Below are 20830 nucleotides of genomic sequence, written 5' to 3' on the forward strand. Positions count from 1 at the left end.
TCTGGTTCAAAATTAAAGCCGTGGATCTACTGGATCGGATTCCATCGCAAGCGTCCCAAGCACACATTCGTGGACGCGTTCGATTGATTCTCTTCCAACAAAGCGGGTTAGCCCTTCAATTCCAAGGGCAAATTCTTTCAGGGCCAACTTCTGCTTTTTGCCGGTGTTTCTATTCTTCAATCGGGCCAGGTTCTTCTCTTCAAGATAATCCATTCCGTAAATGATGCTCAAGTATTTCTGTCCGCGTACTTTAATAGCCGGCTGCAGCAGCTTTCCTTTGTTTTTCGGAATGTAAGATTCCGGTTTAATGATGATGCCCTCGTGCCCGTCTTCCGTCATTTCCTGCCACCACCGCACCACTTCCTGTTCGCTCGCTTCATCGGAAATGATTTTGAACTCCGTTTCCACAAACAAATCGGATTGGCTGGCGAGCATCCGGTTCATTTCCATATGCCACGTATGCGGCTGGTCAAAGAAGGTCTGCTTGCTGTGGGCGAGTACGTGGAAAGGAGCAATTTGGATGGACTCGGTCGATTCGACGTTCCAACAGTATTTCTGAAATACTTCGTTGAAAGTCTGGACATTTGCCAGTTTGCTTTCATATTCTTTTAGCCAGCCGGCCAATTCTTCGTTATCTTTCGCTGCTGCTTCCAGTTTGCTTTTCAGCATCCCTCGGTCCACTAGTGCATTTTCCGACACATGGGCATACTGGCTGCTGATCAGTTCCTTCGCTTTTAAATTCCACGGCATGATTTCCGCGTCCAATAAAACATAATCCGTTTCGTGTTGCTCAAAATAATTGATTCGCTCCAATTCATTATTCAACTGATGTACCATCTTAGCTTCGGTTTCCCCGTCAAAAAAGCGTTTGCCGGTGCGTGTATAAATCGTTCCTAAAGAAGCGATGCCGGTATGCTTTTTCGCGGCATCTGTGTCTTTGAACAAAAACAGGATTGCGCGGCTTCCCATGTGTTTTTTCTCGGCCACCAGGCGCTGAACCCCATGGCTCCGGTAATAATCGATTGCTTCTTTCGGGTGCTCCAAATAGCCTGCAAGCGATGACGGTTTTGGCGTCGGGCTCATTGTCGGTGGAATGTAAACCAATTGCTCAATCGGCACAGTGAAATGGGAAACGGCGTCTATCGCCGGTTTAACAATATCCGACGGCACTTTCACTTCCCCGACATCTTCAGTCAAGACGGAGTAGCCATGGAGGAATTTGCTGATATTCGGCGGATTCAGCCGGTTTTTTTCCCATTCTGCCAAGGGATTGTCAACAGTTCCTGTATAAACATCTTTCGCTTTTACGGACACAAAATCCCTTTCCGGGTATCGGTATGCCGTCAATTCGCCGCCGAAAACGACACCTTGGTCAATATTGATGGTGTTGTTGATCAACAATGGCTTCGGTTTTGGATCATGGCCCCAAACAATCAGGAGATTCCGGCTGTGCGAAACGGTCCAATCTTTTCGAACCGGTTTTCCATTTTCATTGAAACCACCGGTATCGCCGTAACGGCAAAAATCACTGATGGCCTGGGATTGCTTGCCGATAAATGCATCTTTAATGCCGGCATGGGCAGCAGCAAGAACCGGTACGCCATTTTTATGAATGACGTAATGAGAAGGAGCGTTCAAAAGAAACTCTTTTAACTGCTGCTTGAGTTCCAATGTTTTCTCGCTTCCCGCCTCTTTTTCATACTGGACAAACTCTTCTTCCACTTTCTCATCCCCGTGGCTGAGAACCACTTGCCGCCCATCCAGCCACCGGGCGATTTTCCATCCGTGATTGCTGTCAATCATATAAGCGAGCCCTTCTTCGACATGCCGAAGGAAAAATTGCAAAGTCCGGACTGATTCCGGTCCCCGGCTCATGACATCGCCGACTGATAAAAACCGCCTGCCGAAAGGATGCACATACAAGCCCTCCGGATTTTCCTGATAGCCGAGCTTTTCCAGTAATTCGACAAACTCTGCAAAGCAGCCATGGATATCCCCAATCACATCAATGCCGTCCTGCAACTCGATGTCCAAAGGATTGACATGCCTGAAAAGCTCCAGCCCTTCCGTCTCCTTGATCGTATACACCGAGGCAAATCCTTCTTTTTTGATAAACCGCTTTTCATTTCTGAATACTTGCGACTGCTGTTTGATCCGCTTTTTCCCTCGCGGCTGGTCGCGCTGCTCATCCCGCTCCAACAGCACCCGCTCCGGAATATCAAAGACAAGTGCGGTAATCGGCACATGATTTTTTTGGGCCAGCGAAATAAACCGTTTCCGGTCGTCTCCCCAAAGATGCGTGGCATCGACCAGGACCAGTTTGTTCAGCCGGCACCGGGCTTCGATCAACGCATCCATCATTTCAAATGCTTCCGTTGAGATTTCCTGGTATTCATCCATCAGCGCTGCAGCTTCATCTTGCGGACGGTTGCGCCAATCGATAAAGTCCTTGTCGCTGACCAGCATGCGGAAGTCATCGGAGCTGATGATTTCAGATGGCAAAATTTCTTTTTGGTCCACAAGCTTTCTTAGTAATGTCGTCTTCCCACTATTGGACGGGCCGACCAATAACACGATACCGGCATGCGGCAAGCCGATTCTCATAGCTGGTTCACCTTCCTTTTAAAAACACACATTTGTGTCGGCTGTCCTTGAAGTTCCTGTTCTTCCCCAATCCCTGAAAACTCCAGTTCATAGTGGCCCTGATGATTTCGTTCGCTGCACCAGTCCTGAAATTCCTTCCGTGTCCACTCAAAACGGTGGTCGTCATGGCGAAAATGGTCGTCCATATCATAAAGTTCGTTGTACTCACGGTTCGGCGTAGTAATGATCAAAGACTCAGGTGCGTAAGCGTGTAAAATCGTGTCCAATGCTTTAGGCAGGCGCTCTGCATCAATGTGCTCAATCACTTCACATAAAATGATCATGTCTTTTCCTTTCAGCCGCTCGTCGTAATAATACAGCGACCCCCACAAAGTTTCCGGTTCTACAAACCCAGCTTGTTCTTTCGCTTTTTCGAAACGGCGGATGGCTTTCAGCGTTTCAGTCTGAGAGGGTTCCACGGCGAGCAGTTCCTGGATGCCGTCCATAAACCCCAGTTGAACGGCCAGTTTCCCTTCGCCTGAACCGAAATCCACTACGCTTTTCGGCTTTAGGCGGCTGGCTGTTTCGATGATTTTTTCGTAGCGCATATCATTCAACCGTGCCTTTTTTACCGGTTCTTCTATCAGTTCATTGGCAGCCGGTTTTTCCACCAGGCTATATACCTCTTTAAACCGGAGAGCCTGGCGGTAAATCAATTCCCGGAGCGGATGCTCTTCCAGCCACCCTTCCCCGTACCGTTCAAGCTTATCGATTTCTTTTTCATCAATAAAGTAATGTTTGTAATTGTCTATGACCGGAATCAGGACAAATAAATGGCGAAGGGCATTTTGCAGCGTTTGATGTCCTGTCAATGTAAGGGTCCGAGCGGAACTTTTTTCTTTTAAATCAAAAGAATAATGAATCTCCGGACGTGAAATTGCGACTTCATATCCCATCGGTTGAAACAGCCCTTCCAATTGCTTATCAGAGAGAGAAGAAGACACCGGACCGAACTCAAGTGCCAGCGGGAATCGATGGCCGACCCATTCGCTGTATTCTTCGTTCGGCTGGCCATTCAGTGCGGTGCCAAGAGCTGAGCGGATAAACGAACAGAAAATGCTTGAAACGGCAAATTCCCGATCGTTGATATAATGCGTGATGTCATAAGAGTTGGATTTGTTTTGAAGCATTTCGAGCGGATCCGGTGTGACAAAGATGGTCGCTTCAAGTTCTTCGTCGTTGAACTTGCTGTAAAACATCCGCACCAAGTGGCCTTTTTGATTTCTTTCATATATATTATTCGGGTTCTTTGCCAACAAATAAGAAACCATTTTGGCATTTTCCCCTGTAGCACGAATCGTCAATTGCATAGTAAACGCTCCTTCTATAAACCAATAGTCCTTTTTAATATTCCAAATATATCATAAGAACAGGGAATAAATTGATATTTTTCAAATCCATTCAATAAATAAATCGGTTTCTTTACAGCGGATTCCATAAAAAAGAGCAGGAAACAGTCTTATCCTGTTCCCCGCTCCTTATCATTTACTTTATCTGCTGTTAATGAGGCCGCTTTTGTAAATAGCAGGTGAAATTCACCTCTTTCACATCTTCTTTTATGGGACCTCTGACAAATTTAACGCTTCTTTTATGACAAGCACCGAGTGTTTTCAAAATCATCTTTTTTTCTGCTTAGCTATTTTTTGGCCTTGCCCCAAGCGCTCTTTCCATTTTCCCAGGACGAATAGCATCTGGATAATTGCTTCGTGCCAATTGGAAGATCTCACTGACCAATTCCTCCAATACCTTTACGCTTTCCTGCGGATCTCCCAGCAATACTAATGCAAAGCGTTCCGAACTATTTTCCGGCAAAATGTTCATTTTCCCGAGTGAATGGTTCTGCCATTTAAAAGCTGGATGGTGGACGAATTCCCCGTTCAGCGCAAACAGAATGCCCATTAGTTTAATTTCCACTGCCACAAAAGTTTGGTACAGCATCAACCAGTCGTGCCGCGCTATGAGTGCTTCGCGGTTCTGCCACCGGCTGCCGAGTTCGGCATTTTCCTGAATCATCGCTGTAGCAAGATCTTTCGGATACTGCTCAATTTGCTGCTTCAGTTTTAAAATCGGCTTTATCCCTTCAATCGGCACACCGTCTTGAAGAGTTGCGAGCAGCACTTGCTTATCATAGTCTGTTTCAAACTTCGCCGTGACATCTTCAATGTATTGAATGGCTGTACTTGATAGGAAACTGCTGATTTCCAGTTTGACAGTTTCAACCGTATAGGTTTCAGCCCATTCATCGTCTTCATAGGGATGAAAGTCAAGAAGCTTGCCGGCGAGCCTGGCAATCGGCTCTTTCCGGTCCCTGTCAGCCGGAGTTTCTTTCCAAAAAATAAACAGTTCGATGTCCGAGAATTCGTCATGCAGCCCGCGCGCAACGGATCCGCCGAGCAAAACAGACTCAACTTTCGGATTTTCTATATAAATTGCAGTTGCTCGCTTTGCCAAATCCATTAACTTCATTTGGTTTTCTCCATTTCTTGTTTATCTCTCTCATCAATTAATATGATTTTGCCCAAATGACGAGCTGCTCCGCTCCTTCGCCGCAGCAGACGCAGGTTTCTGACAGGCGTTCCTGCTCGAACGGAATGCAGCGGGATGTCGCCTGTGTTTCTTCTTTTATGCGGTCTTCACACGCTTGTTTTCCGCACCACATCGCTTCGATAAATCCGCCTTCTTTCGCCAGCATGTCTTTAAATTGTTCCATTGTTTTTACAGCATGAGTTTTCTTGATCCGGTGCTGCAGGGCTTTGTCATACAGATTCTTTTGGATATCTTCCAGCAGCCGCGCGAGCTCCGTCTCCAAATTCTGCTGTTCAACCGTCAATTTCTCGCCGGTGTCTCTTCTGACTAACACCACTTTGTTTTCTTCGATGTCCCGTGGCCCGATTTCCAGGCGGACCGGGATGCCTTTCATTTCCGATTCGTTGAACTTCCAGCCCGGCTTTTTATCGCTGGCGTCGATGCCGACGCGGAATTTCGATTTTAATGCCTGTTGCAGTTCATATGCTGCATCCAAGACGCCTTCTTTGTGCTGGGCAATCGGCACAACCAGCACTTGAGTCGGCGCGACAGCTGGAGGCAAAACCAGCCCTTTGTCATCGCCGTGCACCATAATCATGGCGCCTATGATGCGCGTAGTGAAGCCCCACGAGGTCTGGTGGACCGTCTGCAGTTTGCCTTCCCGGTCCAAAAATTCAATGCCAAAGGCTTTTGCGAAACCGGTGCCTAAATTATGCGAAGTTCCGGATTGCAGCGCTTTGCCGTCATGCATCAAACTTTCAATGGTATATGTGTATTTCGCACCGGCGAATTTCTCTTTTTCCGTTTTCTGGCCTTTAACGACCGGAATGGCCAGCACCCGTTCACAGATGTCCGCATAAACTTCCAGCATTTTTACGGTTTCTTCGTGGGCATCCTGGTCCGTTTCATGGCATGTATGGCCTTCCTGCCATAAGAATTCAAGCGTCCGCAAAAACGGCCGGGTGGTTTTTTCCCAGCGGACGACATTCGCCCACTGGTTGTATAGCTTTGGCAAGTCGCGGTATGAATGGATGATGTTCTTGTAATGCTCGGCAAACAGCACTTCTGAAGTCGGGCGGATGCACAAGCGCTCTGCTAATTCTTCATCGCCGCCGTGCGTCACCCAAGCCACTTCAGGTGCAAAGCCTTCGATATGGTCTTTTTCTTTTTGCAGCAGGCTTTCTGGAATCAGCAACGGCATATACACGTTTTCATGTCCGGTTGCTTTGATTTCCGTATCTAATGCATTCTTGATGTTTTCCCAGATGGCATAGCCATATGGCCGGATGATCATTGATCCCCGCACGCTTGAATAATCGACCAGTTCCGCTTTCAATACCACGTCTGTATACCACTGCGCAAAATCCTCGTCCATATTTGTAATTTGTTCCACCATGTTCTTCGCCATATACATTCTCCTTTTCGATTTATTAACTGAAAATCTTTTTTAGTAAGTAGAAAAGCTCTTCGCTTTTTCCATATATCTGAAAAAATCTTCTTTATAAAATACGTTTAATATACAGGCCTGTTTTTCTTTTGATTCCAGGGCTTTGTGTTCTTCAGGAAAATCTGCTTCCACACTTAATCGGATAAAAGGAAGCTTTTCCTGTGCTTTTTGTGACCGGAGATTCACTTTTCTTGCACCGGCAAAAACATAATCCAACTCGAGTTGTTCAAACGCAATTTCCAAGATGGCTATTTTAGATGCCAAATTGTACCCCAGTCCCCAATACTCGTATCCAATCCATGTGCCCACATGGCAGATTTTTTTCTCCGGATCGATAAACATCAGTTCCGTCAATCCAACTAAATCGTTTTGTTCATTAACTATTACTTTGGAGACGGTTCTACCTTCAAACTCTTCTTTTAGTACTCTTTTAATAAATAATTTCGTATCTTCTACTGTTCCATTCGGCAATCCCAGTGCGTTCTTCACTGCCGGAAAGGAAGATAAGTTAAAGATTTGTTCGCTATATTTTAAATCATGATTCACTAAACGGATTTTTTGCACCTTATTCTCCTCCTCCCCCAAGCTATGATTCATTTGAACAGACAGGAATTTGTAAGACAAAAAAGCCCTGCTCAAAATTAGGGACCCAGAAGGCGGTACCACCCTAATTCAAAGCAAAGCTTTACTCTCGAACATGATAACGGTATGAACCGCTGCATTTTTCAACGCAGGATATGAAAGGCAGGTTCAATAGCTTCCTTTGGGTTCCTCTCACCGACCGGGACCCTCTCTGAAAAAGAAACGTCTATTTACTAATCCTTAAAATTTCTGATTCTGCTATTTATATTTTAATTAGCTTAATTGAAATAGAATATTTAGTCAATAAGATTTAGTATAGGATTAAGAGATATTCTGTTTTCAAGAAAGGAAAGGGGTAAATGATGAAAGCGATACTTTTTGATTTTGATGGCACACTGGCCAATACGCTGCCCGTCTGCGATGTGGCTTTCCAGCATGTCTTCAGAAAATTTGACGGGCGCGAACTTTCTTCTGCTGAAGTCCGGGCGATGTTTGGCCCATCCGAAACGGGCATTATCCGCAAAAACCTCAAATATGCCGATAAAGATGAAGCGATCGAACAGTATTATGCCAAATACTTGGCACACCATACTGAACTGGTCGAGCCCAATCAAGAAATTCACGACTTGCTGCTTTTACTGAAAGAACAAGGGATGAAGCTGGGGATTGTCACTGGCAAAGCGAGAAGAAGCCTCGACATCTCTCTCGAAGCGCTGGGCTGGGAAGGATTGTTTGACGCCATCATTACGGGAGACGATGTGGAAAAGCCGAAACCGGATCCGGAAGGTGTACTGAAAATCTTAGGGCAATTAAATATTGCCAAAAATGAAGCGATTTTCATTGGCGACAGCGATGCGGATATACTGGCGGGCATTGAAGCAGGCGTCCTGACAATCGGCGTCCAGTGGCTGCCGGACTATCAGACTTTGGAATTTTCCGCTGCACCTGATTTTCATTTCAAAACGATTAATGATTTCAAGGAAGCATTAGAAAGGGGATTCAAATGAGTACAAAATGGCTCGAATGGGCGCAAAGAATTCAGTCGCTGTCCCAGGCAGGACTGGCTTATTCCAAAAACGTCTACGATTTGGAGCGCTTTGAAGAATTGCGCGATATCAGTGTGGAAATTTTAAAAGAGCATACCGAAATGGAAATGGAAAAAATCAAAGACTTGTTCGCAACCGACACCGGCTATCAGACACCGAAACTGGATATCCGCGGAGCCGTTTTCAAAGACGGAAAAATTTTGATGGTCCATGAAAAAATCGATGACTGCTGGTCTTTGCCTGGTGGCTTTTGCGACATCGGCCTTTCCCCCGCAGAAAATATCGTAAAGGAAATCAAGGAAGAATCGGGGTTTGACGTAGTACCGATGAAACTTTTAGCCGTTCTGGATATGAAGAAACACCCGCACCCTCCCCATGCTTTCCATTATTATAAAATCTTTATCCAGTGCGAAATTGTCGGCGGAAATGCCGCAAACGGCGTGGAAACCCAGAATGTGGAGTTCTTTGAAGAAGGCAAGCTGCCGCCATTGTCCATCAACCGGAACACCGAATCGCAAATTCAGTTATTATTTGATTTTTGGAGAGATCCGGGCAAGGTAGCGGTGTTTGATTAAGGTGATTTCCATGCAGAAGGAAAATATTTACTTTTCCTTCTGCTGAAATCTCGCTATCCCTTTAATCCAACAGGTTCCCCATTACAAGTGTATGATGGAATTTTCCATCTGAAAGGAGTTTGTCGTTCTTCAATACCCCTTCTGTTTCAAATCCCAGCTTTTCATAAAGCCTCACCGCTTTTTGATTTTCTTCTAGGACATACAGAACGATCTTTTGGATGCCGTTTGATTTGGCCCATGCAATCGATTCGTTCAACAAGTTCTTTCCGATGCCGTAGCCCCAATAGTCGCTCAGTACCCCAACGCCAAACTCCACTTTATGCAAGGAGCGCTTCAAATGGCTGCCTTCACATCTTGAAAAACCCAGAATCCGGCCCTGGCTTTCAGCGACCAAAAACAAATTCCTTGGATGATTCGCATCTTCTTCGATCAACCGTTCAAATCCGGTTGCGTTAATAAACCCTTCCCCCTTTTCCCGGTCCATGTTTTCTGTTTCTCCATCGATTTGCAGCCGAACTAGAGACAATTGCTCCGCATCCCCCACTTGGGCCGGCCGAATTGTATACTTCCTATCCTTCACCTGGAATACCTGCATGTCCATAAACATTTCGCCCCTTTTAATCTTAATAAAAAATAACCACACTCCATTCCTTGATCAGGAACGGAGTGTGGTTAACCGGTTGTTTAATATTTATTGCCTTTATCTCCGTGCCGTTCCAGCAATTCTTCAAACGACAAGTTTTTTTCGCGCTGCTGGCGTTCGAACACTCGTTGCGCTTCCCGTTCTTCTTCGCGCTGCTGTTCTTCTTTCAGCAATTCTTTTTTGGTGGCTTGCAGCTTTGCCAGGATATCTTCCGGCAACTGGCTGTTTGCTTCTTCTTGTTTCTTCGGTGCCGTCTTCTTTGCTGCTTTTTTCTTAGCCATACTGGTTCTCTCCTTAAGGGCGTTTTACGATGGTCGCTACGCCTTGGCCGCCGCCGATGCATAGTGTCGCAAGACCGGTCTTCGCATCGCGTTTCTGCATTTCATGGAGAAGCGACACAAAGACGCGGGCTCCGCTTGCACCAATCGGATGTCCAAGGGCAATCGCGCCGCCGTTGACATTCAGGATGTCGTGGTTGAATTTCAATTCCCGGTCGACCGCAATCGACTGGGCAGCAAATGCTTCGTTTGCCTCGATCAATTCGATGTCTTCAAGCGATAAATCGGCTTTTTTCAAGGCATTTTTCACTGCCTGGACAGGTCCGATCCCCATCACCGACGGATCGACTCCGGCATTGCCGTTCGCAACAATCGTCGCCAGCGGTGTAAGTCCGAGTTCATCTGCTTTCGCTTTTGACATCACGACTACTGCCGCTGCGCCGTCATTGATGCCGGAAGCATTGCCAGCTGTGACGCTGCCTTCTTTTTTGAATGCCGGACGCAATTTGCCTAATTTTTCAGCAGTGGAATCGCGTTTTACGTATTCATCTGTTTTAAAGATTACGGGCTCGCCTTTGCGCTGCGGGATTTCGACCGGCACAATTTCATCGTCAAACTTGCCTGCGTCGATAGCCGCTGCGGCACGAGCCTGTGAGCGGGCTGAAAACTCATCTTGTTCTTCACGCGTTATTTCATAGCGGTCACATAAGTTTTCCGCTGTAATCCCCATATGGTAATCGTTGAACGCACAAGTCAAGCCGTCAACAAGCATGCTGTCGACTACCTTTTGGTCGCCCATGCGGAAGCCGCTTCGTGCATTTTCGAGCAAATACGGTGCCTGGCTCATGTTTTCCATTCCGCCGGCAACCACGATTTCCGCATCCCCTGCATAAATCGCCTGATACGCCAAGTGAACCGCTTTCAGCCCGGAACCGCAGACTTTATTGATCGACATGGCTGGCACCGTGTCCGGAAGCCCTGCTTGGATGGATGCTTGGCGTGCCGGGTTTTGGCCGAGTCCTGCCTGCAGCACATTGCCCATGATCACTTCCGAAACTTGTTCAGGTGCTATTCCCGCTTTTTCAACGGCTTCTTTAATGACAATCGCCCCTAGTTGGGTAGCGGGTACATCTTTTAACGCTCCCTGGAACGATCCGATTGCTGTACGAACGGCACTGACGATAACGATTTCTTGTGACACTTTGTTTTCCCCCTTGTTTGGTTGTTTACCGGTTGCTCTTTTCTCCCTCTACTGGCTAAAATGGTAGCAGGAGGGATACTATGTTCATTTTACCAAATAGTGCAACGATTATCGAGGTCGGACCAAGAGACGGACTTCAAAATGAAGCGAAAGTGGTTTCAACCGAACACAAATTGCAATTTATCGAGAGTTTGCAGCTGGCGGGCGTCCAGGAAATGGAGCTGACGTCTTTTGTTTCGCCAAAATGGGTTCCCCAAATGGCTGACGCCAAAGACATTATGGCCAACGTGGAAAAAACCGGACGGCAATTTGTTCTGACGCCGAATGAAAAAGGCATCAATGCTGCACTCCAATCCGGAGCCCGGGCAGTTGCCGTATTCGTCGGGGTGTCGAATACGTTCAACAAAAAAAACATCAATAAAACGACAGATGAAAGCATGGAAGCGCTTAAACCGCTTATCCTTCAATTAAAACAAGACGGTGTCTTTGTCCGAGCCTGTATATCAACAGCGTTCCACTGCCCTTTTGAAGGGGCGATCAAACCGGAAGACACACTTTCGCTATGCCGGCAGTTTGTCGGCTGGGGCGTGGACGAATTAAGCGTTGCCGATACAATCGGCATGGCAACGCCGGCAGAAAGCTATGAATTGTTTTCACAATTAAAAGAAGCGTTTCCGGACGTATTGATGACGGCCCATTTCCACGACACACGCAAAATGGCATTGGCCAATATTTTTGCGGCGCTTCAAGCAGGCGTGGACCGGTTTGATTCATCTGCCGGCGGACTTGGGGGCTGCCCGTTTGCACCCGGCGCTACCGGAAACGTCGCAACCGAGGATGTCGTCAATATGCTGCACCAGATGGGCATTGAAACGGGCATCGACCTCGACCGATTGTGCGAAGCTGTCCAAAAAATTGAACCTTATGTATCGAATCCGGTTGATACCGGCATGTATCGGCTTTATAAAAATCGGGCCTAAGAGGAGCAAGGGGATATGAACAAACGTTTTTGGCAAGTTTCAGCCATTGTGTCAAGCGGGCTTGCTGTTGCAGTCGCCGGAGTCGGCATTGCCGCCAGCAACCGGTTGATGTACGTGAAGAAAAAAGACGAAAGCCTCATTTTAGAGCGGGAAACTACTGCTAAACGCTACGATGAAGTCTGGTACGCACAGGTTAAAAAAAGCGAACGATGGATCGAGTCGGAAAACGGCTATCCCATCAAAGCGATTTTTCTGGAGCCGCACAACACAAATCGTTATGTCATTATCTGCCACGGCGTTACTGAAACGAAAGTGAACTCGTTTAAATATGCCCGCATGTTCGAACGGCTCGGCTTCAATTCCGTCGTTTACGACCATCGCCGCCACGGCGACACCGGCGGCAAAACCACCAGCTTTGGCCATTATGAAAAACTGGATTTAAAAGCAGTTGTTGAAGCGCTGAAACTGCACGCCGGCCCTGACTTGGTATTCGGTATACACGGCGAATCGATGGGAGCGGCGACAACGCTCCTCTATGCCGGCATGGAAGACAACGCGGCTTTTTACATTGCCGACTGTGCCTATTCGGATATTTCCAAGCAAATTCTGCATGTCATGAAAACGACTACGCCGCTCCGCACTTCACTGGCGTTGAAACTGGCAGCCGTATTCATGAAACTGCGGGACGGCTACTCGATCAGCACAGTATCGCCGATTGATGCTGTTCCGAAAATCGAAAAGCCGGTCCTTTTCATCCATAGCGTCAATGATGATTTTGTCTTGCCGGAAATGTCGCAGGAAATGTATGAGGTAAAAAGCGGTCCCAAAGCACTCAAAGTGTTCGATGAAGGGACACACGCCCAGTCGTTTAACAAGAATCCCGAAGAATACGAAGAAACAGTGGCGGATTTTTTAATGGAAAACGGGCTGTTGTCGCCCGAAACGCAAAAAAGCACTCATTGAGAGTGCTTTTTTCATATCCGCTTTATTTCCTTTTATTGAGCACCAGCTTTAACCCAGCTTCCCCTTCTGCGCCAATGAAAAATTCAACGACCGGTCCGGTTCTGGCTACTCCTTTTACATGCAGTTCAATCGTGTCCAGGCTGTAGCCGGACAATCCCTTCACCATCTCATTGATTTGGTCCATCGACACAGGCAGCACTTTCCCCGCTCCTGCCGTAGTGAAACTTTCTTGTTCTTTGCTGTCTTCTTTTTCAATCACCGGCATGTAAAAGACGAACTCTTCTTGTTCAGGCATACGATTCCCTCCCATTTCTGAAGTTCTTTCAGTCTCCTTTTACCTGTTTGGCGCTCCATTGAAACGTTAAGCGACTTTTAATCGGCCAAATGTCTTGGCGCCCTCCATTTTTGGCCATGAAAAAAAGCACTCTATGTGAGTGCTTTTTATTTTTTAGCTGGTTTTCCAGGTTTAGTTGATGCTTTATTCATTTGAGCCATCATTTGGTTGATTTTTTTCTGAGACGGTTTTTGTCCCATTTGCATCATCATGATTCGCAGCATTTCTTCGTTGATTGGTGGATTGTCTTGCAAATATTTCATCATGTATCGGCGAGCGATATAGAATCCAAGTGCAACACCTGCGAGTAAAGCCACGATTACGATTAAGATCCAAATCCATGTATCCATTCTTGTTACCTCCTTCGTGTTGCGTAAATAAGTAGTGCACCACAATGGATTATACTATAAATCCGTTCCTGTGACCATAAGATGAAAATAATAAAAGCGGAAGCAATCTTCCGCTTCCGCTTTTCTGTCATATTATTGTTCGTTGATCAAATTCTTGACTTTGTTGACCACGTTTTCCGGAGTAAAGCCGAATTCTTTCATGATGCGCTCGCCCGGTGCACTTGCACCGAAGCGGTCGATGGAAAGGATATCGCCTTCGTCGCCTGTGTAGCGTTCCCAGCCGAATGAAGATCCCATTTCGATCGCCAAACGTTTTTTCACTGTTTTCGGGATGACGGACTGTTTGTATTCTTTGTCTTGTTTCTCGAAACGGTCCCAAGACGGCATCGATACAACAGAAACCGAAATTCCTTCTTCAGCCAACTGCTTCTGTGCCGTTACAGCAAGGCTGACTTCAGATCCGGTCGCAAGAAGCAATGCTTGCGGATTTTCTGCAGGAGAAACCACATAAGCACCTTTTTCCACGCCGCTTTCTGAAAGCTCGCCTGAATGCTCAAGCACTGGCAAGTCCTGGCGGGAAAGAACAAGCAAAGTTGGAGTTGTTTTTGCAGTCAATGCCAACTTCCAGGCTGCTTTTGTTTCGTTCGCATCTGCTGGACGGACAACGCTCAAATTCGGCATTGCACGAAGAGATGCAAGATGTTCAACCGGCTCGTGAGTCGGTCCATCTTCCCCAACCGCTACGCTGTCGTGTGTAAATACAAATGTTACCGGAAGGCCCATCAGTGCTGCCAAGCGGATAGCCGGGCGTACGTAATCGCTGAACACGAAGAACGTGCCGCCGAATACGTGAAGGCCGCCGTGAAGCGCCATGCCGTTTAACGCAGTACCCATCGCAAATTCACGCACTCCAAACCAGATGTTGCGTCCGGCTGGGTTTTCAGCGTCAAAGTCGCCTCCGCCTTTGATATTGGTTTTGTTTGATCCTGCAAGGTCCGCACTGCCTCCGAAGAACGAAGGAACCGCTTTGGCAATGGCATTCACCATATCGCCAGAAGACGCACGCGTCGCTTGCTTCTTGCCAACTTCATATGTCGGGAATTCCGCATCGAAGTTTTCAGGAAGTTCACCTTTGATCGCTTTTTGAAGCTGAGCCGCAAGTTCCGGATGCTCGGATTCGTACTGTTTGTAAAGCTCGTTCCAAGCTGCCTCCGCTTTGCCGCCAAGCTCATCAGTTGCTTGTTTGAATGTTTCATAGACTTCTTCAGGAACGTGGAAGTCCTGGTCGAATGTCCACTTGTAGTATTCTTTAGCCAGTTTCATTTCGTCTTCGCCAAGTGGTGCACCGTGCGCATCCGCTTTACCGGATTTGTTTGGAGCTCCGTAGCCGATTACGGTTTTCACTTCAATGATTGTCGGTTTGTCGGATGACTTTTTAGCCTGAGCAATTTTTTCAGACAAATCGTCCAATTCATTGCCGTCGTTAACACGCATATAGTTCCAGCCGTAAGACTCGAAACGTTTTTGAATGTCTTCCGAGAAACTCATGCTCAAGTCGCCATCAAGCGAAATGTCGTTGCTGTCATAAAGGACAACCAATTTGTTTAATTTCAAGTGGCCGGCAAGTGAGATCGCTTCACCAGCAACACCTTCCATCAAATCCCCGTCTCCGCATAAAGCGAATGTGTGGTGGTCAACGATGTCCAGGTTTTCTTTGTTGTATGTAGCTGCTAAATGGCGTTCTGCCATTGCCATGCCGACTGCCATCCCGATTCCTTGTCCAAGCGGGCCAGTAGTGGCTTCTACACCTTTCGTGTGGTGGTATTCAGGATGTCCAGGTGTTTTGGAATCCCATTGGCGGAAGTTTTTGATTTCGTCCAATGACAAGCCATATCCGCTTAAGTGAAGCAAGCTATATAGAAGCATCGATCCGTGTCCAGCCGATAACACAAAACGGTCGCGGTTGAACCAGTCCGGATTGCTCGGATTATGGTGCATGTGTTTCGTCCATAAAGTGTAAGCCATAGGAGCAGCGCCCATTGGCAATCCAGGGTGGCCTGAATTAGCTTTTTCGATAGCATCTATGGAAAGTGTGCGAATCGTAGTCACTGCAAGTTGATCTGCATGGTTTGACATAAAAAAAACATCCTCTCGTATACAAAATTTCATCCCTTTCTAGTGTAGTCAACAATAGAAAAGAATACAAATAAAAAAAGAATAAGTATTAATTTAAATACTTATTCTCGCGGATATTTTTAATTTTGTCAGGCGTTACATCGTCGCCGTTCGGATCGATCACTTTTACGTTTTCAATTGTTCCGCGCATCGTTTTGCGGAAAACCTGCAAATATTCTTCCCGCAAGGAAGATTGCTCTTTTGCTTCTTCAACTGACAAGCCAGCAGTTTTCGATTTACGCGATAATTCGTTGATTCGTTTTAATTTATCTGGAGATAACATCAAATACCACCTTTCTTCTTTCATATCGTACAAAAGAAGAGGCGTTTCTGCAATATATTAGCCCTGTTTCATCTGTTCAAATTCTTTGTAGCGGCGATGGACGGTTGCTTTGCTGGCCTTGTAGCCAAACCCTTGCAAGGTGACCGCAATCTCATGGAAAGTTAATCCGTTTTCTTTTAGGCTGACAATTTGGTCAATCGGCAAATCAAGGCGTTCCCGGCCTTCCGGATTGCCTTTGCCTTTCAAGTTTTTTTCAGGTTTATAGCCGTTTTCGACTGCGCGCTTCATGCCGCGCTTGATTTTGGCATTATGTATTTTCCGTTGATATTCTTCTACAATCGCTAAAATTTCCAGCACCATATCGTCCATATCGTTTAACGCGATCGGACCCCGGTCGGATAAGGTATACACTTCAACCCCATATTTTTTCATGACATGCAAAAGAGCAATGCGGGCATGGCCTCGCCCAAGACGGGTTTCGTCCTGGACAAAGACCGCATCGATTTTTTCAGTCTTGATGCAATTCAGCATTTCGAGCAGACCTTCCCGGTCCATTTCATAGCCGCTATGCTGATCGGAAAAAATTTGGTCAACGATATACGATTGTTCAAATGCAAATTTCAGCAATTCTTCTTCTTGTCTTTCGAGCGAAGTTTCTTGAGTGTCTTTCGTGGTACTGACTCGGCAATAGATTAACGCAGTCTTTTTCATTCTGCGTCACCTGCCAGCTTGATGGTTTCATCTGGGGCATATTTTAGTCGATCACTGGGAATCTTAATCGATTGACCGGCGACGATTTTCGAAGTAGTTAAACCGTTTTCCTTCATAATTTCGTCAATCCATTGCTGATGGGGAGTTTCGCCGCTGAAAGATTCCGCAAGTGTCCATAAAGTATCGCCTTCTTCAATTTGTACATGGCTCATTTGAGCTTCTTCGTTATTGTGGTTCACCACGGTAAAAAGTGAAAATATAAGAATCAATGTAAATAATGCAGTAAAATAAGAATTTTTTTGGATAATTGTCATATGAACCGCCTCCTAGGAATGTGTGTTCGGAATATATGTTCTTATGTTAATGCGAACAGGTGTTTTTGTCAACAAATAAATTCGAACCTATGTTTGCATTTCATAGCCCAAGTTGATATACTATGGGTAGAAAAACATAACTGAACAACTAAAAAGAGGTGAAACTGTTGAAAAAAGTATCGAAACGCCAAGAAGATATTTTGACTTTCATAAAAGACGAAGTTCGGGCAAAAGGCTATCCGCCTTCCGTACGTGAAATTGGAGAAGCAGTTGGCTTGGCATCAAGTTCGACTGTCCATGGCCATTTGGCAAGATTGGAAAGCAAAGGCTTAATCCGGCGCGACCCGACAAAACCAAGAGCAATTGAAATTATCAGCACAGACGACGCGTTAATTGAAAAAAATCCTGTATTGCATGTGCCTTTGATCGGTAAGGTTACTGCCGGCTTGCCAATTACAGCAATTGAAAACGTGGAAGAATACTTCCCGTTGCCGCAAAGCTACGGCACAGAAGAAGACCATATCTTCATGCTGGAAATTATGGGTGAAAGTATGATCGAAGCAGGCATCCTGAACGGGGACTACGTTGTTGTACGCCAGCAGCAGTCCGCAAACAATGGCGACATTGTTGTCGCAATGACAGCTGATGACGAAGCAACCGTCAAACGCTTTTTCCGCGAAGAAGGCTACTTCCGTTTGCAGCCTGAAAACTCATCGATGGATCCGATTATCGTAGACCAAGTTTCCATTTTGGGCAAAGTGGTCGGCGTCTACCGCCAAATTCATTAAAAAAGAACGGCTTTTACTTAAGCCACTTAAACGCATAATGATTTAAACGAAAAAACGCTGAGAAGCCATTCTCAGCGTTTTTCTATTTAGAAGGTCTCTGGACTCTTTATTTTTCACACGAAAACACCAGCATGACCGGGATGCGCCGGCGCCGCTGATACTCTTCCTCGCTGTTGAATGATTGGCGGTTTGGTTCCCCTTCGCGCAAAGCTGTAACTTTAAATCCAGCTTTTGTTAAGGCTGTAAAATAAGTTTCAATTGTCCGGTGGTGCTTGACGACAATTTTATCAATCCACGGTTCTTTTCGTTCACCTTCGATAAAATAGTCATCTACCAGCCAGTTTCCCCTTCTTTCTCCCGAAAGTTTGCTGGCAAAGGATGAAGTCGTCAAAGGATGCTGAATACTGAACAGGAAATGGCCTTGTTCTTTTAAGCTTGCGTGCACTTTGGCAAATAATTTCTCGACATCTTCTATATAGTGTATGGCAAAGCGGGACGTCACTACATCAAAACTTTTCTTTGGAAAAGAGTATTCTTCCATTGTCCCTTGAAAAAGAGTGCCAGAGGTCTCTTTTAAGGATTTCTTCGCCAATAAGGCCATGGCTTCAGAACCTTCGACTCCTTCGTAGGAGGCTGCTCCGACAGCCATCAGTTCACGCCCGAAAGCGGCATCTCCACAACCCAAATCCAGGATGCGCTTCCCTTTCACATCTCCTAGCAGTTCGTAGATGATCGGCTTTTCAATTGCATTGTTCGGGCTTTCCTGCCGTCCTCTGCGTTTTAAATAATTCGATAAAAAATCAGTTTGGTTATATACACTGGAACCTTTGAATTCCATTGCAGCAATCCCCCTTTAGTTTTCCATCCCTTTTTTGGCTATAAAAAAAGCATGCGCTGCGAGAGCGATGCTGGTTTTATCAAGATTCATTGACAACGATATATTTCACAAGATTAATCGTGATCCGGTATATTTTATTGCTCGCTTCATCCACTACATCATATGTACCGTTCGAAGGGATTTTGGCTAAAGCAGATTCTTTGTCTACAGCTTGTACAGAAAGAACAATCGTATTGCCTTGGTCGAAATAAAATTCCACTTGAAATGTTTTCATTTGGTGACCTCCTCTGTTAGTGCTTTGAGACGCTCTCTTAAGTGTAACACACCTACCGATTATTGCTGATTATATATTTCCTTATACGCAATAACTTTCAGGGCTAGCATTTCTTCTTCGGTCAGCTTCCCTTCCAGTTTCTGCACGGCTTCCTGCGGCGTCATGGTGCCGTTCTGTACTTCAGTGCGTATGGTATTCAGTTCGCTCATGCCAACTTTCTGAACTAGTACCCGGGTCGCCTGTCCTGTTGTATTAAATGGCAAAGAGCTCTCATCCGCAGCTTTCGCCTCTTCGATATAACCCGAGAGTTCCGGATCACTTTCCACATATTCCTTAACTTTGTCCAGCTTGCCGCTGCTTTCCATTTGCTCGGTTGCCTCATTTACGATTTTTTCCGATGCCATATTTGTACCAAGATAATAAACAGCAATGGCGCCTATAGAAAACACAACGAGCAGTACAATCAAAACTTTCAATATTTTCATCACTGAATCCTCCAATTTGTCTTTGCTATTAAGACGCTAATCTATTAAAAAAGTTACAGTCCCTTAAATAGACAATACCCTGAACCTGGACTCTTTTCTAGAAAAGGATCCAGTTTCAGGGTGTTGGGGGTCAAATCTCACTTAATTTTCGTTCTTCAGTTTCCGCTGCTCAGCTATCCACCAATCAATATGGTCTAAATCGAAAAAGATCATGTCTCCATATGCCTGGCTGTGCGGAATCTTTCGTTGGGCCATAAAGTGCTGCACCCGCTCTTCGGTCATTGGGTAACCCACTGTTTCCATGTATTCCAGCAGGCTTTTTATCCCTTGTATCTTTTTCATTTAATCACCCCCACAAAATCCTCCTGGCACTCATGCCACAGAAAATTCAGTACGAGTTACTAACTTATTAAAAGGGTACTTTTATTCATACCCGATATGCAGCTTTTTTAACCTCCTCTTCTCGAAGTGGTCACCGGTTCCGTGTAATTCTTGATTTTCACTAGTTTAATGTCGGTTTTATTGAACATATTCAATTCGCCAAAGACGTCTTCAAATTGGACGATGTTTTCAGAAAGAGCCATTGCTGCGACGTGTTCCCTCGTTTCTGCTTCTACCGTTCTTTCGACAGCAAGCCCTTTTTCCAAAAAATACTGGACTACAAACTTCTTCACGGTCTCACCTCCTCTTTAAACTTTCTTCAGTCATTCACTTAAATCCTTTAAAAGTTGACGAATTTCAGTGATTTTCATCATCCGGAAAGAAAGCCATCAGTTTTTGCTGATACAAAAACCGCCAGCAAGAATCTGCCAGCGGTGCTGCTCTGAATATCTTCAATAATTAATTGCCTAAATTCTTAATTTGTTCAATGATGCTGGTGATTTCCTGAAGAGATTGGAATGCCTGGTTGTTTTTCAGCGCCTCTGAATTGAGTTTGCCGCCCTCTATGTTCTCCAAGTACAAGTCGATGCCTTCCATTGCGCGGTTGTTCTGGTTCACTACTTGCTGATGCAAGTCCGCCCCGATTTCAGGCGCCTCCAGCTCGTTGAATTCTTCGATATTCACTTTCATTTCTTCCAGCTTTGTTTCCAGTTCTTGGGCAGCCTGTTCGTCATTGACTGCTCTTTTGGCCAAGTCCGGCACTTCTTTGCCAAAAGCTGTGGCCTCGTTTGCATATTCGGAAGCTTCCGTGGCGTAATTCAAGGTATTGTTGACCCCTTCAAGTGCCGAACAGCCGCTGAGCAAAATGCTGCTTGCCATTAAAAGTGCTATAGTTGTCTTTTTCATGTTGTGCCTCCTGCGCGTACTGACTTATTGGCATCAGTATAACACGGCGCTGGCTATCTTTCTAAGATTGGCGGACACGGAAATGAACTATGACAAACAAAAAAAAC

Annotated in this window: 25 protein-coding genes and 1 other annotated feature; of the genes, 5 read left to right on the forward strand and 20 right to left on the reverse strand. The window is 45.8% G+C overall.

Features of this window, described 5'->3' with window-relative positions:
- Positions 1-12: 12 nt before the first annotated feature.
- From BLQ32_RS05990 to BLQ32_RS06010, 5 genes are all read right to left on the reverse strand, one after another.
- Entirely contained in the window at positions 13-2604 is a 2592-nt protein-coding gene (locus BLQ32_RS05990; protein ID WP_074509458.1) for a polynucleotide kinase-phosphatase, read from the reverse strand.
- The gene (locus BLQ32_RS05995; protein WP_074509459.1) at positions 2601-3953 is read right to left on the reverse strand and encodes a 3' terminal RNA ribose 2'-O-methyltransferase Hen1; all 1353 of its coding nucleotides are present in this window, start codon (positions 3951-3953) and stop codon (positions 2601-2603) included. Before BLQ32_RS05995 ends, BLQ32_RS05990 begins: the two co-directional genes overlap by 4 nt.
- Positions 3954-4275: 322 nt before the next feature.
- A complete protein-coding gene (locus tag BLQ32_RS06000) occupies positions 4276-5109 on the reverse strand; it encodes a nucleotidyltransferase domain-containing protein (RefSeq protein ID WP_074509460.1) in 834 nt (277 codons plus the stop codon).
- A 37-nt stretch (positions 5110-5146) separates the two neighbouring features.
- On the reverse strand, positions 5147-6577 hold the full coding sequence (gene proS / locus BLQ32_RS06005; protein ID WP_074509461.1) for a proline--tRNA ligase: 1431 nt from the start codon (positions 6575-6577) through the stop codon (positions 5147-5149).
- Positions 6578-6616: 39 nt separating this feature from the next.
- Positions 6617-7180, reverse strand: coding sequence for a GNAT family N-acetyltransferase (locus BLQ32_RS06010; protein WP_074509462.1), 564 nt, complete (start codon positions 7178-7180; stop codon positions 6617-6619).
- A 76-nt stretch (positions 7181-7256) separates the two neighbouring features.
- Positions 7257-7454 (reverse strand) — a binding site (T-box leader).
- A gap of 103 nt (positions 7455-7557) precedes the next feature.
- Here BLQ32_RS06010 and BLQ32_RS06015 point away from each other — a divergent pair.
- Positions 7558-8205, forward strand: coding sequence for an HAD family hydrolase (locus BLQ32_RS06015; protein ID WP_074509463.1), 648 nt, complete (start codon positions 7558-7560; stop codon positions 8203-8205).
- Positions 8202-8819: an NUDIX hydrolase gene (locus BLQ32_RS06020; RefSeq protein WP_074509464.1), complete on the forward strand. Its 618-nt coding sequence runs from the start codon at positions 8202-8204 to the stop codon at positions 8817-8819. The genes BLQ32_RS06015 and BLQ32_RS06020 overlap by 4 nt, the downstream gene beginning before the upstream one ends.
- A gap of 61 nt (positions 8820-8880) precedes the next feature.
- Here BLQ32_RS06020 and BLQ32_RS06025 read toward each other — a convergent pair whose 3' ends face one another.
- From BLQ32_RS06025 to BLQ32_RS06035, 3 genes are all read right to left on the reverse strand, one after another.
- Positions 8881-9426, reverse strand: coding sequence for a GNAT family N-acetyltransferase (locus BLQ32_RS06025; protein ID WP_074509466.1), 546 nt, complete (start codon positions 9424-9426; stop codon positions 8881-8883).
- Between the two features lie 77 nt (positions 9427-9503).
- Positions 9504-9743: a DUF3886 domain-containing protein gene (locus BLQ32_RS06030; RefSeq protein WP_036806475.1), complete on the reverse strand. Its 240-nt coding sequence runs from the start codon at positions 9741-9743 to the stop codon at positions 9504-9506.
- A gap of 13 nt (positions 9744-9756) precedes the next feature.
- Complete coding sequence (locus BLQ32_RS06035; RefSeq protein ID WP_053165732.1) at positions 9757-10941, reverse strand: acetyl-CoA C-acetyltransferase; 1185 nt, start codon at positions 10939-10941, stop codon at positions 9757-9759.
- 80 nt (positions 10942-11021) lie between these two features.
- Here BLQ32_RS06035 and BLQ32_RS06040 point away from each other — a divergent pair, with 80 nt between their 5' ends.
- A complete protein-coding gene (locus BLQ32_RS06040) occupies positions 11022-11921 on the forward strand; it encodes a hydroxymethylglutaryl-CoA lyase (protein WP_074509468.1) in 900 nt (299 codons plus the stop codon).
- 15 nt (positions 11922-11936) lie between these two features.
- Entirely contained in the window at positions 11937-12884 is a 948-nt protein-coding gene (locus tag BLQ32_RS06045) for an alpha/beta hydrolase (RefSeq protein ID WP_074509469.1), read from the forward strand.
- A 22-nt stretch (positions 12885-12906) separates the two neighbouring features.
- Here the strand turns inward: BLQ32_RS06045 and BLQ32_RS06050 are convergent, their stop codons facing one another.
- From BLQ32_RS06050 to yneA, 6 genes are all read right to left on the reverse strand, one after another.
- The gene (locus BLQ32_RS06050; protein ID WP_053165729.1) at positions 12907-13179 is read right to left on the reverse strand and encodes a hypothetical protein; all 273 of its coding nucleotides are present in this window, start codon (positions 13177-13179) and stop codon (positions 12907-12909) included.
- A gap of 146 nt (positions 13180-13325) precedes the next feature.
- A complete protein-coding gene (locus tag BLQ32_RS06055) occupies positions 13326-13568 on the reverse strand; it encodes a YneF family protein (RefSeq protein ID WP_036806491.1) in 243 nt (80 codons plus the stop codon).
- Between the two features lie 132 nt (positions 13569-13700).
- The gene (gene tkt / locus BLQ32_RS06060) at positions 13701-15704 is read right to left on the reverse strand and encodes a transketolase (protein WP_074509471.1); all 2004 of its coding nucleotides are present in this window, start codon (positions 15702-15704) and stop codon (positions 13701-13703) included.
- Positions 15705-15792: 88 nt separating this feature from the next.
- A complete protein-coding gene (locus BLQ32_RS06065; RefSeq protein ID WP_036806497.1) occupies positions 15793-16026 on the reverse strand; it encodes a DUF896 domain-containing protein in 234 nt (77 codons plus the stop codon).
- A 57-nt stretch (positions 16027-16083) separates the two neighbouring features.
- A complete protein-coding gene (locus tag BLQ32_RS06070; protein WP_074509473.1) occupies positions 16084-16737 on the reverse strand; it encodes a YneB family resolvase-like protein in 654 nt (217 codons plus the stop codon).
- The gene (gene yneA / locus BLQ32_RS06075; protein ID WP_036806503.1) at positions 16734-17051 is read right to left on the reverse strand and encodes a cell division suppressor protein YneA; all 318 of its coding nucleotides are present in this window, start codon (positions 17049-17051) and stop codon (positions 16734-16736) included. Before yneA ends, BLQ32_RS06070 begins: the two co-directional genes overlap by 4 nt.
- 167 nt (positions 17052-17218) lie before the next feature.
- On the opposite strand from yneA, the gene lexA reads away from it, so the two are divergent.
- On the forward strand, positions 17219-17839 hold the full coding sequence (lexA, locus tag BLQ32_RS06080) for a transcriptional repressor LexA (protein ID WP_036806506.1): 621 nt from the start codon (positions 17219-17221) through the stop codon (positions 17837-17839).
- Positions 17840-17945: 106 nt separating this feature from the next.
- Here lexA and BLQ32_RS06085 read toward each other — a convergent pair whose 3' ends face one another.
- The 6 genes from BLQ32_RS06085 to BLQ32_RS06110 form a co-directional block, all read right to left on the reverse strand.
- Positions 17946-18677, reverse strand: coding sequence for a class I SAM-dependent DNA methyltransferase (locus BLQ32_RS06085; RefSeq protein ID WP_074509474.1), 732 nt, complete (start codon positions 18675-18677; stop codon positions 17946-17948).
- Between the two features lie 79 nt (positions 18678-18756).
- Complete coding sequence (locus BLQ32_RS06090) at positions 18757-18951, reverse strand: hypothetical protein (protein ID WP_036806512.1); 195 nt, start codon at positions 18949-18951, stop codon at positions 18757-18759.
- 59 nt (positions 18952-19010) lie between these two features.
- The gene (locus BLQ32_RS06095) at positions 19011-19436 is read right to left on the reverse strand and encodes a hypothetical protein (RefSeq protein ID WP_074509476.1); all 426 of its coding nucleotides are present in this window, start codon (positions 19434-19436) and stop codon (positions 19011-19013) included.
- Positions 19437-19577: 141 nt separating this feature from the next.
- Entirely contained in the window at positions 19578-19778 is a 201-nt protein-coding gene (locus BLQ32_RS06100) for a hypothetical protein (RefSeq protein ID WP_036806518.1), read from the reverse strand.
- Positions 19779-19885: 107 nt separating this feature from the next.
- Positions 19886-20110: a hypothetical protein gene (locus BLQ32_RS06105; protein WP_074509478.1), complete on the reverse strand. Its 225-nt coding sequence runs from the start codon at positions 20108-20110 to the stop codon at positions 19886-19888.
- 166 nt (positions 20111-20276) lie between these two features.
- Positions 20277-20723 (reverse strand): DUF6376 family protein, encoded by a 447-nt coding sequence (locus tag BLQ32_RS06110; protein ID WP_074509480.1) that lies wholly within the window; start codon positions 20721-20723, stop codon positions 20277-20279.
- Positions 20724-20830: the final 107 nt, after the last annotated feature.

The organism is Planococcus glaciei, assembly GCF_900099655.1.
In the GTDB taxonomy this organism is placed as follows: domain Bacteria; phylum Bacillota; class Bacilli; order Bacillales_A; family Planococcaceae; genus Planococcus; species Planococcus glaciei.

Excerpts from the sequence above, each read along its gene's own strand:
- BLQ32_RS05990 (WP_074509458.1), bottom strand. The coding sequence starts at position 2,604 with ATGAGAATCGGCTTGCCGCATGCCGGTATCGTGTTATTGGTCGGCCCG.
- BLQ32_RS05995 (WP_074509459.1), bottom strand. The coding sequence starts at position 3,953 with ATGCAATTGACGATTCGTGCTACAGGGGAAAATGCCAAAATGGTTTCT.
- BLQ32_RS06000 (WP_074509460.1), bottom strand. The coding sequence starts at position 5,109 with ATGAAGTTAATGGATTTGGCAAAGCGAGCAACTGCAATTTATATAGAA.
- proS (WP_074509461.1), bottom strand. The coding sequence starts at position 6,577 with ATGGCGAAGAACATGGTGGAACAAATTACAAATATGGACGAGGATTTT.
- BLQ32_RS06015 (WP_074509463.1), top strand. The coding sequence starts at position 7,558 with ATGATGAAAGCGATACTTTTTGATTTTGATGGCACACTGGCCAATACG.
- BLQ32_RS06020 (WP_074509464.1), top strand. The coding sequence starts at position 8,202 with ATGAGTACAAAATGGCTCGAATGGGCGCAAAGAATTCAGTCGCTGTCC.
- BLQ32_RS06025 (WP_074509466.1), bottom strand. The coding sequence starts at position 9,426 with ATGTTTATGGACATGCAGGTATTCCAGGTGAAGGATAGGAAGTATACA.
- BLQ32_RS06030 (WP_036806475.1), bottom strand. The coding sequence starts at position 9,743 with ATGGCTAAGAAAAAAGCAGCAAAGAAGACGGCACCGAAGAAACAAGAA.
- BLQ32_RS06040 (WP_074509468.1), top strand. The coding sequence starts at position 11,022 with ATGTTCATTTTACCAAATAGTGCAACGATTATCGAGGTCGGACCAAGA.
- BLQ32_RS06045 (WP_074509469.1), top strand. The coding sequence starts at position 11,937 with ATGAACAAACGTTTTTGGCAAGTTTCAGCCATTGTGTCAAGCGGGCTT.
- BLQ32_RS06050 (WP_053165729.1), bottom strand. The coding sequence starts at position 13,179 with ATGCCTGAACAAGAAGAGTTCGTCTTTTACATGCCGGTGATTGAAAAA.
- BLQ32_RS06055 (WP_036806491.1), bottom strand. The coding sequence starts at position 13,568 with ATGGATACATGGATTTGGATCTTAATCGTAATCGTGGCTTTACTCGCA.
- tkt (WP_074509471.1), bottom strand. The coding sequence starts at position 15,704 with ATGTCAAACCATGCAGATCAACTTGCAGTGACTACGATTCGCACACTT.
- BLQ32_RS06065 (WP_036806497.1), bottom strand. The coding sequence starts at position 16,026 with ATGTTATCTCCAGATAAATTAAAACGAATCAACGAATTATCGCGTAAA.
- BLQ32_RS06070 (WP_074509473.1), bottom strand. The coding sequence starts at position 16,737 with ATGAAAAAGACTGCGTTAATCTATTGCCGAGTCAGTACCACGAAAGAC.
- yneA (WP_036806503.1), bottom strand. The coding sequence starts at position 17,051 with ATGACAATTATCCAAAAAAATTCTTATTTTACTGCATTATTTACATTG.
- BLQ32_RS06085 (WP_074509474.1), bottom strand. The coding sequence starts at position 18,677 with ATGGAATTCAAAGGTTCCAGTGTATATAACCAAACTGATTTTTTATCG.
- BLQ32_RS06090 (WP_036806512.1), bottom strand. The coding sequence starts at position 18,951 with ATGAAAACATTTCAAGTGGAATTTTATTTCGACCAAGGCAATACGATT.
- BLQ32_RS06095 (WP_074509476.1), bottom strand. The coding sequence starts at position 19,436 with ATGAAAATATTGAAAGTTTTGATTGTACTGCTCGTTGTGTTTTCTATA.
- BLQ32_RS06100 (WP_036806518.1), bottom strand. The coding sequence starts at position 19,778 with ATGAAAAAGATACAAGGGATAAAAAGCCTGCTGGAATACATGGAAACA.
- BLQ32_RS06110 (WP_074509480.1), bottom strand. The coding sequence starts at position 20,723 with ATGAAAAAGACAACTATAGCACTTTTAATGGCAAGCAGCATTTTGCTC.